Below are 15,178 nucleotides of genomic sequence, written 5' to 3' on the forward strand. Positions count from 1 at the left end.
CGCACGCGTTCCGACCTCAAACGAGATTTTCCCAGCGCCATCCATGGACCAGCGCGTCCCTTTGGATGAATCGACTAAAACTTTGCCTCCCAACAGGCTCACGGGACCTTCGGTATGGCCCGCGAGTCCAATGATGTTGAACTGACCGTTCATTGTCACATCCGTCACCGTGCGGCCATCACCGAGGGCCATGGGGCTAACGGTCAGCGTCCAACTGGAAAGATCTTTGCCATCCACGAAGTTGTTCTTGCCCTCAACGCTTTTGACCGCGGCCCATTGGTCTCCAACACGGATTTCTTGGCCCACAAGATCGGTCATGTTAAATTCTTTCATGACCTTGTTCCATTGGCCCTCGCCGCCCTGACGCATCAGGGCCAACACCGGGGCCTCTTTGCCTGTTCGGGATACGCTCACATAGGAAATAGCACCGTCTTTCCCACGTGTGGGCATGAGAACTTGCCCCTCTCCGTTCTTAAGCCCCATGTTCACACCGGCTTTAACGGTGATGGTGCCTTTCAGGTAGACGTTTTCCCCCATCTTGACGCCCTGGCCACCCTTGGCGATGACGTCGAATTCCACGATGTAGGTTTCACCGGTTTTTTTATCGACCGCGATAACCCGAGGAACCAACGTCCCTTCGCCATCGCAAATCTTCGTGTCGTGATGCATCACGGGCCCCTTAAACTTCACGCCGGCATCACCATCGACTTGATAAAAGTCTGTATTTTCATTCCCCTTCTCCTTCATCAACGTCCCTTTTCTATCCTCTTTAATTTCTTTCCCATTCACCTCCAGGGTCGTTGATAAGGGAACGAAAGCCGCCGACAGGGAAGAATTCGAATACTTCGCCAACAGGGATTCCACCGCACCGCCTTCTTTTCGAAGGCTGACATTGGTGATCCCCCCTTGTCCGTTATCTCCAATGGCAAAAACGCCATCCACAGGAAGCACCCCGTTGCCCTTGAGCAACTGCCGGGCGGCGTCCGTAAGTTTGGACCCATCGATTTCAACCGCGGCCACAACTTTATTGTTTGTGGACAGGATTTTGACGCTCGTCACACTTTCTAAGCCCGCCATCCCTTCCAGGGCCTGCATTTTTCGTAACAGGACTTCCAATGGCAATCCTTCCATTTGCGGCAAAATCGCCTTAAGATTCCCCCCATTGTTGGGGATATCCACCTCAATGTCTGTCACGGCACCTTTCCCGTCCAACAGGACCTCAGCGGTGGCGTCCCCGGCTCGTTCAGCCCCCTGGGAGAGAACCGCCAATATTCCTTTCATCGGGCCCGTCACCAGGCTCTGCAAGTTCCCGGCCATACCCTTGTTCTCTAAACTCACCCGGATTTGAGCGGTGCTCTTGGTCGCATCTTTCGGGTCAATGGTGAATTTCACCTTTTCTATCCCCGTCGGATCTCCGCCCGTCAGGCTCGTCAACGTCTTTGACAAAGCGTCACCAATCCCACCCGCTTTTAAGAACTCTTGCATCGCGATTTTAGGGTCCGTAATATTATTGGTCTTCGCGTAAGTGTTAATGGCGCTGGCAAACGCTTCTTGGGTTTTTTCAATGCCAACCGTAACAGCGCCCGTTTCCACATCAATTTTCACTTCCACCGTGTCCACTTCCCAGTGAGCGGCCCGCGCTTGTTCTTGGGCCGACAGGTCCGCCACATTCACATGGGCCACCAAAAACCCTTTTGCGCCTTCCGTTTCCGTTGCGGCGGAAATTCGCGCCACAAAAGTAACAGAACCATTTTTTAAGGCGTCGCTGGACAAGACATCACCCAAGTTTTTGGCAGAATTGGCGATGGCCTCGTCCGTGGCCCCCGCTTCCAGCATAACGTTCTTCAAATGGGTGAGATCGCCTTTCACCGCAAACACCACGAACACCCGATTGGATTCCAACCCCAGCTCTAACGTCACGGTTTCCTGCTTAATGCCCGACGCCGCCACCATTTTGGCATCCTGACCGACCAAGGCCTCCGTTTTGACTTCCACAGAGACAACCGCTTCTTTCCCAATAGTGGCGGCCACCATTTTGACGCTTCCTTCAATGATGACATCCAGGGACCCAATATGATCCATTAAGGTGTTTAATTGCTTATCGGATAAACTTATGAGGATACTTTTATCGGGAGCTGACAGATTCCCCGCCTCAGCGACTTGGGTCCTGAATTTTGCCGCTTTTTCCGTATCCACAGTTTCAACCGCTTGGTCTTCATCTGTCGTCGCCACTTCAACTTTTTTATCCTCGGTCTGGACCGTCTTCTTCTCCTCAGGGACGACAGGCTCTTTCCCCTCAACAGTTGCGGTGTTTTCGGGAACATTTCGTTCAACGGAACGAACAGAAACGGTTTTTGTCATTTCAGGCAATACTGAGCTTTCAATGGATTCTAATCCTGGGTCTGAGGGGACAGGATTTAATCCCCGGAATTCTTCCACACTTAAACCGGAGGGGATCGAATTCTCAGACTGCCCTAACGGCCCCATCGGGTTCCCCATGGAGTCGTTTAAGTGATCCCCCCCACGTGGAGAAATCGACGAGTAATTGGAAACAGGCTGATTTGATTCCGAATAACGTTCTGGGAGCTGCAATTCAAACAGCTCCTCGGAATGATCGAATTCTCCCGTGGGAATCAATTCAGGCAGAGAAGTGGATTCCACACGGGATGAAACTTCCTCCCCTTTTATAATACCGACGTTGTATTGGATGGGAGCGGCCCCCACCGCTGTGAGGAGATTGCTCCCATTCCCATTGCTGGAAGGGGGATTCGCATACTCATTATTCTTTTTTGCAAATTCGGCCCGGGGTCCATTGACAATCCTTTCACCCATGCCGCTAAAGAAACTGCGGATACCACTGACCATGATGTGGGCACCCGCCGTCAATCGGTTGGGAAGACCGCCGCTTTGCTGGTACATATACTCTCCAAACCGTTGCTGAAGAGCCCCCACCAACTTTGACCCAAGAGAATCGATAAGCCCCTTAATCAGTGCCTTCGGGTTAAACTCGTTAAACACCCCGCCATCCGATTTATCATTTAATTGAACAGCGCTCATCAACAAATCGCTGAGCCAAGCGTTGTCGTTCCCCAACATTTTGGTGAAGGCGAAACCGGCCACGGTCCGGATAACGCTATTTAAGAAGGGTTTGGAGTTTAGGGTAAAGGTAGGGGTCTGAAACCCCATCAAGCCCAACAACGTGGATGAAACCAATCCTGTCAAAAACCCAAGGTTTGGATTTTTTTCTTGCATCGTATCAGACACAACTGTTGTCACGATCTCTTTGATGGACCGTGTAATGATTTCTTTTAAAGCTGTCATCCCATTGGGGAAAGAATCCCCCGTGAAGGCCTGTTTAAGTTCATTGATGAATTTCGCAATCCCACCGACAAGTTCCTTAGCCCCATCACTAAGGCCTTCAAACGCTCCTTTGGCCAAATCCCCCAACCCAAAGAAATCCAAACTACCAAACAGGTGGGCCCCGACGACACTCACAAAAGCTCCAATACCCGCCATAATCCCAGCCGAGAGAGCTTGACTAAAATCCCCAGTAAAAGCGAACGTCACGGCAAAATTGACGACAAAAGCCGTGGCGGCCATTATACCTGCCACCACTACCACATCGGCCAACCCCAAGCTGCCAACGAAAGCTGCGAAATTTGTGGCTTGTGCTGTTGATAATAACATTCCTGGACTCACAGCTTGAATAGCGTAGGGTTGCATCATCACCAAAGCGGCAATGGTTGCGACGATTGAGACAATCTTTAAAATTCCGGCAGCGCTTCCGCCGCCGCCGGAGGTCCTGGTGTTTTCCCAAATTTTGGTTTCGTTTCGAGCGGTCAGCTGATTTTTAGCATCGTACGTGAACGAGACATCCTTCTCACCGGTCGTTGAGGTCTTGATACGACCCACTTTAGAAAAGTTCCAATAGTTTTCTTTTTGGGAGACAACATTTCCCAAGGAGTTATAAACGATGTTGGAGATATTGCTCGACCCACGCGAGCGATTGACATTTCGGGTGTAGTTGTTTGAAATGCTGGTGGCCCGTCCGAATTCATCGAAACCACCGAACCGACTGGACCCCACCGTTGTCACGGAAACCACACGGTTACGGCTTTCTTTCTTCCCTTGCTGAACACCCGGAGCCGTCGTCACATAATTATTGCTGAGGGTACGGCCCAGGTAGTCGTATTGGATATTGGTGCGAGAAGAGGAGAAATTAAAGGCGTTGGAATACCCTCTGGTCTTGGCGAGTTCGGAGTTGGAACCGGATCCCGACCCCGTCGTGAATGTGGCGATGACCCGGTTGGAAGAATTGTAGGCCGTGTTGGTGGTAAACGTCGCTGACCCATTTTTCCATCCTTCCAGCCCGTCATCCACACCGGGGACCAACCCATAATGGGAATTGCCCCAAGTCACATTCTGGGTTTTTTGAATCTCCAGACCCGCGCCATCATACACTGTGGAGTAGACATTCACCGTGGCGGTATCACCGCCGTTCTTGGAGTAATAATCCGTGTAGGAATACTCTTGATTTCGGTCCGTGTAGGTGATCCCCGAACGAACCGTATCGCTGTAGCCATTCCCTTCATTCCAGGAATGTTCGGTATACGCGGTGGCCCGATGGTCGGCGTCATGCCCCGTGATGATTTGCGTTACGGAATAATTGCCAAACCCCGGCTTATACCCCCCTTGGGTCACTTCCGAGAGACCGATGAATTTTCCGTTCCCATCATAACTGGATCGGTCCGAATAATACATCGTTGGGTTTGAATAGGCTTGATACGTATTATCAAAGACAAAAGTTTCATGGTATTTGGAGCTGCGATAGTATGATCCAGAATGGCTGTAATCATCAACAAAATTGTTTATTACAAGGGTTCGGTAATATCCATATCGTCTCTGAACCGTGACATCTCTGACCGTGACGTATTTATTGAGACTGGTGGAAGTGTTGGAACTTAGAGCCTTTGCCACTCCATAGAAAATTCCAAAGGTTTGGGAGGATGTGCCGCTGCCAAAGATATAGGACCCAACGACATTTGATGTGAATTCATTGGCGTAGGCGTCTGAATTGAACTGATAATAGTCTCTATCCCCTTCCGACCCAACGTAGTATTGGTGCCTTTTGTGCCAGCCCAGGTTCCAATACATTTGCGACGTGGCGCCATCCCAGCCATCGGTTTTAAATGAGTAAAAGGAGTAACTGCTCGGCCCCCGCGTGTCCGCGCTGGAGATCGTAATCGTTCCCACTGCACTGGCGCCGATCAGGTGGTTTTTTCTGTCATACCGGTTGGTGGTTGTGGAATCGTTGATATTGGTTGTGCCAACCCCATCGATGACAGGCCAAGTCCACGTCTTGTTCCTCACGGTGAGCACAACCGCCTGGCCATTTCGGATCGCGTAGGTTTGTGTAATTTCACTCCAAAACGTACTTAACACTCCATTTTGATACCCGTTGTTCCCTGACGACGTCCCGTAAGAGTAAGCGCTGATCAGTTGACCTTGCCCCCCATACCGATAATCCGTGGTCATGGAGGAGACACTCGATGATTTCCCTGTCGTGGTTGAGTTGGAGACCGAGGACTTGATCATTGCCTGCCCATTAATGATCCAGTACGATTGGGTCATCGTTCCTGTGGTCGCTCGACCATCACCGTCGTTACTGGTGGTGGTCCCACTCCCACTGGCGGCGTAGAGCCGCCCGGCCCCATCGTATGAATACGTGGTGGTAATCGTTTGCGAATCGGAACTACCATCGTGATTGGTGTTGGAAGACGAATTTTTTTGAGTAGCGACTAAAGACTCGCCTCCCCGTGTGGTAAAAGTTTGGGTGGAGGTACTCCAACTTCCCTTTGCAACATAACTGCCTACCCCGTCACCGTCCGGGTCATGAAACAACAAAGATCGCTGGTAGGTGGAGATATCGGCTTTGCTTGACCGACCATCAGGACCAACGGTGTATTGCGTGTAGGATTGGGTAAATTCTTCAGGAGAAGCCGTATTTTCATCGCGCGCGAACGAATAACGGGACAACAGTACGGAATGTCCGTCGATGGCCCCATAAATCTCGTACCCGTCCGAATAAGAATAGGCCGTCGTATACGTTTGGGTTTCGGAATTATAAACAGACGACGCGCCGACAGACGTGGTTTCCCCTCTCCCGCCCTTCAATGAGCCAAGAGTGTCGTAATAATAATTGATGGTGGAATGAGAATGGGAAGAATCCGTTGGGGAAAAACTTTTCGAAGAGGTCTCGGTGAAGCGAATGGCGGTCGAACCATTTTGCACCCCATAGCGACTGAAGGTGGAAGAATAGGACGGCAGGAAGGTATATCCTCCGTCGTCCCAAACTGACGAATTGCGGTTGACATCATTGTAGACCAATTTATTTGATCCACTGGAACTAACGCTGGATCCCCCGGTCACCTGCCCCTTGGCGTTGTACGAGGTGGTCATCCGGCTCCAAGAAATGGTCCCCGACAAACCACGCAGTTCCGCTTGCAAAGCCTCGTCGTTGTTCGCAAGAGAACTCGCACGGCCCATGAATTCAGGAATCATGGCCAAAACATTTTCCACCGCCGGGGGGAACCCATCCCATGAAATGGAATCAAACGCCCCTCCCTCTCGGTCCGGGGTGTAAGAAACAGTCAAAGAAGGTTGGGATTGCAATTCTCCGTTCATCAGAGAAGCGTTGCTGGTTGTTCGGGAATACGACTGAGACCACGTTCCATCGTCATTGTAAGTATTTTGAGCGCTGTTCGAAACGGTTGAACTTCCTGTGAGTTGACCGTTAGCGTTATACGAAAGCCAGGTCCGGGCCGTGGATTGTTCAATTCCTTTTCCTTGGGACGAGGTGTTGGTGGTCACTTGATCCGTTCGAGTTGCCTGAGCTTGGCCATGCTGAATCTCGAAGAAGGTATTCCCATAGGCTCGACTGGTTGTCGTTGTGTACCCATCGACTTTATTGAGATCAGAGGGGGTTAAATGAGCCGCCTCGGTGGTGTCACTGTGGCGCGTAAAGCTGTTCCGCACGCCGATAAGCTGCCCCTTCGAATTGTAGTCGTTGTAAGTCCACGACGAATAGGTTTCATTCTTCTTTCCAACGATGCTTTCTTCTTTTTGGTATACCCAATCCACCACGGCCTGCCCCTGCAACACACGGAAGTACGTTGTCCCCGTCTTTGTTGTCACGAGGTCTATGTTTTGTTGGGTTCCTTCCGCCTCTCCATCCGACAGGACTTTTTCAGTTTTTGTCCCCGTCAGGGCGCCCTTCGCTCCAATCATCGCTCCGTTGGAATAATAATAGTCTGTTGTGGTGATGGACGTGTTTTGGACAGTTTGACTCACGTTCCAACCCGAAGTGGTCTGTATCGAACGTGTCAAAACCGCCTGCCCCCACGCGTTTCCGAAATAATTCGTGGTATTGGTATCGGACCGATCAACAGTCCCATCCGCGTTCGTTGTTCGCGAAACGCTCGTGGATGTCCCCTCTCCCCCCATCATTTGCCCCAATGCGGTGTACGTGTAGTTCGTATAGGATTGACTGTCCGTGGTGGTATTTCCAACCACATTCCGATTGCTCGTGGTCGTGGACGAGACCAAAGCGGCCTGGCCCCAGATGGGGGCGTAAACGTTCGTCGCGGATGTAAAGGAGATTATATGTTCCAATCCATTTCCGTGGACCACTTCCGTGTCGGTTGTTGTTGTGCTGGTTCCCGTGGCCCCCGTCACTTGCCCATAGGCGTTGGAGTGATTCGTTTGAGTCGATTCGGTTCGGGACGTCGAATTGGCGTTTGTTGTGGTGGATGTCCCCGTCGTTGTCTTCACGACCGCCACGCCATTAATGACCCAGTAGGTCATGTCAGACTCTGACGTATTCGTGGTATAACTGACCCAGGCGTCATTCATCACAATGTTTCCGTTTTGATCCACGTAGGTCTCTTTGTTGGTCGTGGTCGCCGTTGATTCGGAGCGGCCAGTCGCCCCCACCAACCGCCCGGTTTCCCTATCCAATTGATAGTTTGTCACCATGGTGGAACGGGTCACACTGGGACCCGCCTGAGTCGTGGATTCCGACACACTCTTGGACAAAACCGATTGACCGGAAAAAATGACGTAGTCGTTCGTCCCGTTCGAAGTCGTAACCGATATCGTTCCGTCCGCGTTCAATGTATGGGTGGTGGCCGAATTTGTCCCCACCGCTGAAACCAAACGGCCAAACGAATCATACGCATACCGAACGCGAGAACTTGAATCCGTGGTGGTGGCCCCGGTGATCGAACGGCTCGTGTCAATGGACAAGACGAGCATCGCCTGCCCACGGAGAATGACGTATTGATTGGTGAGAGAGGATGAAGACTCCACCATCTTTTCAACTGTTTGGCCCTGGGAAGCGTCCAGAACCATGGATTGTGTAACAGAATGACCGGCCCCCGTGGCCCCGATCAGTTGCCCTTCCCCATTGAATTGATACTGAGTGGACGAGTTGGAATAGGTGTAGGCTTTCTCTGAGGACGGGGCCAGAACCTTTCGGAAGCCCCCCCCCACCCCTTCTTGGGCGCCCCACGTCTCCGTGGTGGCCTTCACAACCACCGCCTGTCCACGAATAATCGCGTAGGTATTGGTGACCTCTGACATGGAATATTGGGGAACAGTCTGAGTGGCCCCATTGACCAACGTGTTCACCCATTGGGTCTGTTGAGAGGCACCCCCTCCGGTTGCCCCGATCAATTGGCCCCGTTGGTTATACGTGCTGTTCACCCAATTCGTGCTATGGCTATACCCGTGAACACTGGGATCTGTTTGCTTCACGAAATCGTTTCCGACTTGCTTCGCTTGCCAAGTTTCAGAATGGGAGGCCACCACAACAGCCTGCCCGAAAACAATTTTATAAGCGTTTGTGGTTTCCGTCACAGAAAGCTGATCTTTTTCGGTGGTCACCCCATCAAAAATGGTTAACACCTTTTGGTTTTGTTCGCTTTTTATTTTTCCTGTGGCTCCCAGCAACTGGCCTTTGTCACTAAATCGATAATCCACTCGGTTGATATTGTGGGAATACCCATGGGTCCCCACGTCGGTCACGCGTTGCCCGTCATCCCCCACTCCCCAGGTTTCCGTCACGCTTTGAATGGCCACCGCTTGCCCTTGGATAACGGCGTAGACATTGGTCGTCTCCGTTTCCGTAGACTGATTCACTTGCGCCTCAACGGTTCCGTCCTGATTCGTATCCGTCCACACCTTTTGATTTTGCCGCCCCGTGGTGTGACCCACGGCGGATGTCATCTGACCTAACCCGTTGTAGATATAACGCACATGGGTTTCGCTATAGGAAAACCCATGGGCTAAGGCATCCAGAATAGGTGTTCCATTTTCCCCCACCGCCCAACTCTTTGTGTGACTTTTAAGGATAACCGCCTGGCCCAGGATCACCGCGTAGGCATTTTGCGTCATTGTTTCCGTGATCTGGTCAACCCAAGCATTGGGATCATTGAGATTGGCATGGATATGGGAATTCTTGAGGACTTCCACGTTCGAGCGGGTCCGCGTGCTCCCCGAAACAGACTCCATCTGCCCAAGCGCGTTGTAGCGATTAAACAGTGTCGTCACGCTGTGGCTATACCCGTGGTCCGATTCACGAACGATTCGGAATCCAGACACATCACAGGCCCACGACTGGGTCACGCTCTTCATGACTACCGCCTGGCCCATAAAGACCTCGTAAGAGTTGTCGGTGTGGGACTCTGATCGTTGAGCCACCCAACTGTCCTCCCCATTTAATTGGGTTAGAACTTGCACGTTGGACCGACCGTCGGACCAACCCGTCGCCCCTGTCAATTGACCAAGAGTGTTATACGAATAATTGACCGTGGATTGATTGAAACTGAAACCGTGATCAGAATCATCCGTCACACGGACCCCATCGGCCCCCACGGACCAACTCTGCGTCACCCCGGTGGCCACCACGGCCTGACCTTGAACAACAGCGTAGGTATTGACCGTTTCCACATCCGTGCGCTGAGGCGTCGTATCGATAATCCAGGTTTCGTTCGATTGTTGAATCCCATCGTTATTTTCATCTCCCACAATCCGACCATTGCCATCGCGTTTGACGGTTAACACGGTCCCGCTATTGGACCGACCGTTGGAATTTCCATCCGCGCCGATCAATTGGCCTTTGCTGTTGTAGCGGTAATCCACTTGAGACCTGGAATAACTGTATCCGCGAAGAGTGTCGATTAGAATTCGATTCCCGCTTTGGTTTAACGCCCAACTTTCCGTGACGCTCGTTTTCACCTGGGCCTGTCCCATGACGACCAGGTACGCGTTTGTGGTCGCGAATTCGCTCCGCATGTCTTCGGATGTAAACGACCACGATTCCCCTGTCTCTTGGACCCCGTTATCGTTCAGATCACCCCTAATCTTCCCCGTCGCGTCCCGATCGGCCGTCAACAATTTCCCTCCGTTGCTCCGCCCATCCGAACGTCCCACCGCTCCGGTCAATTGCCCCCGAGAGTTGGAAGAATAGTTCACAGACGATACGCTGTGATTGAACCCTTGGGACCGATCATTGGTGATCCGAGTTCCATCGGCCCCCAACGCCCAGCTTTCCGTGACACTCCGGACAACGACCGACTGCCCTGCGATGACCGCATAAATATTTTCCGTTTTGGATTCGGTGGATTGGTCCACCAACGTGAAGGACCAGGATTCGCCGTCATCCTTTAAACCGTTTTGGTTCGCATCCCCCACAAAGAACCCGTTTTCGTCTTGACGGGGAGTTCGCACCTCCACATTGGATACACCCGTCGTGGTTCCGGTGGCGCCCATCAACTGCGCTTTAGGGTTGTAGGTGTATTGAACGGTGGCGCGCGTGTCGTTGTGGCCGTGGGTCCCAGGGGCGTACCGCGTCCCGTTCCCATCGCAAGCCCAACTCTCCGTGACGCTTTGCGTGACCACAGCCTGACCCGCCACGACCACATAGGAATTCTGTGTCACCGATTCGGACCGTTGATTGGTCCAGGCGGTGGCGTCTTCGGTTCCATTTCGAGAATCTTTTAAAACCTGAAAATTCAGTTTCGATGTGGTCCCCCCGGAAGACCCGATCAGTTGGCCGTGCTCGTTGTATTGGTTGTTTACAGAGGAAACACTGTGGTTGTAGCCATTCTGTTGAGGACCAACGACCGCCCCCGTTTGGGGATCCAACGCATCGCTGGTGGTCACACTTTTCAGCACCACGGCCTGGCCCATGACAATGATGTAGGTTTGGGTCGTGGCGGACTCCGTCATTTGGTCCACCCATCGGTCCACCCCACTGTTTTGACTGAGGACCTCCAGCGTGGATCGGGTGAGAGAGGATCCCACGGCTCCCACCAACTGCCCCCGCGCGTTATAGCGGTTATACACCGTCGTGACGGTTCGATTGTACCCATGGGATCCCACATCGGAAATACGTTTACCCTGGGCATCCGCCGCCCAGCTTTGCGTCACACTTTTCATAACGGCGGCTTGGCCATTGATGATCGCATAGGTGTTCGTGGTCAAGGATTCGGTTCTCTGATTGATCCAGTCCCCGGCGCCCGTGGTTCCCTGACGGGAATCCGCCAGGACCTTTATATTGGACATCCCCACCGTCCACCCGGACGCCCCTTCCAATTGGGCTTTCCCGTTATAATGGTATTGAACCGTCGTTTGGCTCAAACTATAACCATGCGCGTTGGGGTCCGAAATTCGTCGGCCGGCCGGGTCCGTAGCGTAATTTTTGGATTCACTTTTGACGACCACAGCCTGGCCTTGAACGACCGCGTAGGTGTTCACCGTTTCGGAATCAGACCCTTGGGGGCTCTCCACGAACCGCCATTCTTCGTTGGCCTGTCGAATCCCATCCTTATTGGAATCCCCAAAAATGCTCCCATCGCCATTCTGCTCAACCGTCAACGTTTTTCCGTTATTGGCTCCTCCCACCGATAGCCCCGTCGCCCCCTCCATTTGCCCCAGGTCATTGTAGCGATAGTCCACCGTTGACTTCGAATAATTATAATTCGCCAGACGGGCATCCCGAATACGATTCCCGGCATCATTCAATGACCAGGATTCCGTGACGCTGGACGCCACCAGGGCTTGGCCCTGCAACACGACGTAACTATTGACAGTTTCAAAATCATTCCAAAGATCCGTTTCGGAAAACTCCCACACTTCTCCGTTTTCTTCAACCCCATTGTTGTTCGTGTCTCCCTGAATGTTGCCCAGCGCATCCATTTGGACCGAGAACTGTTTCCCCCCATTGGACCGCCCCGTTGTCTCCCCCACCGCTTTAACCAATTGCCCCTTGTCATTGAAGTCATAATGGACGGTTGTCACGCTGTGGTTATACCCTTCCATTTTGGGATCCAAAATCCGGTCCCCGGCGGGATTCAAGGCCCAACTCACTGTCAACGCTTTTACGACAACGGCTTGGCCGTGAATGATGTTGTAGGTGTTCGTTGTGACGGATTCCGTCCCCTGGTCCACCCATTCATAGGTCCAGGTTTCCGTATCTTCCAGAAGATTGTTTTGGTTCGTGTCCCCAACAATCAGGCCAGCACCATTCCGTTTGGGCGATCGAACCTCTACGTTTCCGCGGGACACCGATTCCCCTCCGCTCACCCCCATCAATTGCCCCTTATCATTATGGGAATAAAGTGTTGTCATGATCGAGTGACTGTATCCATGGGTCGAACTCGAGGTGATGGCATTCCCTTGAGCATCGCACGCCCAAGATTCCGTCACGCTCTTTGATACAAGAGACTGGCCCCCCAAAATCACATACGTGTTCTCCGTATGGGATTTCGATCGTTGGGCCTCCGTTTCCCACGTTTCATTCGATTGACGCACCCCATCTCGATTCGTATCCCCGAGATTCACCCACGAGGACGACGAAGGACCTTCCCCTGTTGAAAAATGCCCAACCAGACCGAATCGCGAATCGAACACCTCTCCTTTCTCGTTAAAACTAAAACGATTTCGCCAAACAGCGATTTCATTGTTTTCAATATCAAAGGGAGAGGAGGAATAGACCGTTTCCCCAATTCCGGTTTCTTGATGATATCCTGTGGCCACCGTGCCCCCATTGCTTCTCAACTGAAGGGTATAGGTCTCCCCCGCCTTCAGGGGGCCCAATGGGTCTTGAAGCCCAGAATAATGTTCATCATCAAATTTCCCGTCCGTTGCATCAAAAACCACCTGAACAGAACCACCTGATTTAATAAGACCTGCCCAATCCTCAACGGATTTGAATGTCACTTGAGAAGAATCAAAATCTGTCCAACCGGTTGTTCCCATAAGCTGGCCGCGTTCGTTATAACGATTTTGAACCGTTGATACGCTGAGGCTGAACCCTTCCGAAAGAGGATTCGTTATTTTGTTGAAAACGCCGTTCACCAAACGGGCAGACCAACTGGTCGTCACGCTCTTCACGATCTGAGATTGACCCATGATCACCCCGTAGGTGTTTTCCACTTGAAACATGGAGGCTTGATCCACCATTTCCCCCGCCTCCAATAAGCCGTTCCGATTCCTATCGGTCCACACTTCCGAGTTCTGTTCACCAATGGTCGCCCCGGTGGCGGAGATCAGTTGACCTCTCTCGTTAAACGTGTAATTAACCGTACTTACGCTCCGACTGTACCCATGGGCCCCTGGGTCCATGATTTTTGTAAACACGCCGTTTTCCAACCGCGCGGACCAATTCGTCGTCTCGCTCCGAATCACTTGAGCCTGGCCCGCTATCACGGCATAGGTGTTCACACCGTTTGAAACCACCGGCTGATCAATCATTTCACCGGGATCCACGTTCCCATTTCGGTTCGAATCGTTCCAAACTTCTGAATTTTGCTGACCTTCGGTTGTCCCCGTGGCCCCCACCAGCTGGCCCCTCTCATTGAAACTGGAATTCACGGTTGTTACGTTTCGGCTATACCCGTGGGCGCCCGTATCCGTGACCTTCGTAAACACACCGTTCACCACGGTCGCCGTGTGGCTCGTCGTGACGCTTTTCACCACCTGCGCTTGCCCCACGATCACCCGATAGGTATTCTCCACGCTGAACGTCGTGGGCTGGTCCACCATCTCCCCAGCGTCCACAATTCCATTCCGGTTTGTGTCCGTGAACACCTCACTGTTTTGGTCGCCCACCGTTGACCCCACAGCCCCCACCAACTGGCCTTTCTCGTTAAAGCTGTAATTCACACTCGCCACACTTCGGCTATATCCGTGCGCCCCCGTGTCCGTCATCTTCGTGAACACACCGTTCACCACGGTGGCCGTGTAGCTCGTCGTCACGCTCTTGACCACCTGCGCCTGACCCACGATCACCCGATAGGTATTCTCAACGCTGAACGTCGTTGGCTGGTCCACCATCTCCCCAGCGTCCACGATCTCGTTTTGGTTTGTGTCCGTCCACACCTCACTGTTCTGGTCCCCCACCGTGGACCCCACAGCCCCCACCAACTGGCCTTTCTCGTTAAAGCTGTAATTCACTGTGGTCACGCTTCGGCTATACCCATGGGCCCCCGTGTCCGTCATCTTCGTGAACACACCGTTGGACACCGTCGCCCCGTAGCTCGTCGTCACGCTTTGCACCACCTGCGCTTGCCCCATAATCACCCGATAGGTATTCTCCACGCTGAACGTCGTCGGCTGGTCCACCATCTCCCCAGCGTCCACGATCTCGTTTTGGTTTGTGTCTGTCCACACCTGACTGTTCTGGTCCCCCACCGTTGACCCCACAGCCCCCACCAACTGGCCTTTCTCATTAAAACTGTAATTCACCGTGGTCACGCTTCGGCTATACCCATGGGCCCCCGTGTCCGTCACCTTCGTGAACACACCGTTCACCACGGTGGCCGTGTAGCTCGTCGTGACGCTCTTCACCACCTGCGCTTGCCCCACGATCACCCGATAGGTATTCTCCACGCTGAACGTCGTCGGCTGGTCCACCATCTCCCCAGGGTCCACCACGTTGTCTCGGTCCGTGTCTGTCCATACCTCACTGTTCTGGTCCCCCACCGTTGACCCCACAGCCCCCACCAACTGCCCTTTCTCGTTAAAGCTGTAATTCACCGTGGTCACACTTCGGTTATACCCATGGGCCCCCGTGTCCGTCATCTTCGCGAACACCCCATTTACCACGGTGGCTCCG

Annotated in this window: 1 protein-coding gene (running past one end of the window); it reads right to left on the bottom strand. The window is 52.6% G+C overall.

Features of this window, described 5'->3' with window-relative positions; all coding sequences use genetic code 11:
- A protein-coding gene (locus JNK54_06410; protein ID MBL8023897.1) for a hypothetical protein crosses the window boundary here: on the bottom strand, positions 1-15,144 show its 5' portion. It extends 12,765 nt beyond the left edge of the window; 15,144 of the gene's 27,909 nt are visible here — the first part of the coding sequence; its start codon is at positions 15,142-15,144; the stop codon falls past the left edge of the window.
- Positions 15,145-15,178: the final 34 nt, after the last annotated feature.

The organism is Elusimicrobiota bacterium (assembly GCA_016788905.1).
Classification (GTDB): Bacteria; Elusimicrobiota; Elusimicrobia; order FEN-1173; family FEN-1173; genus JADKHR01.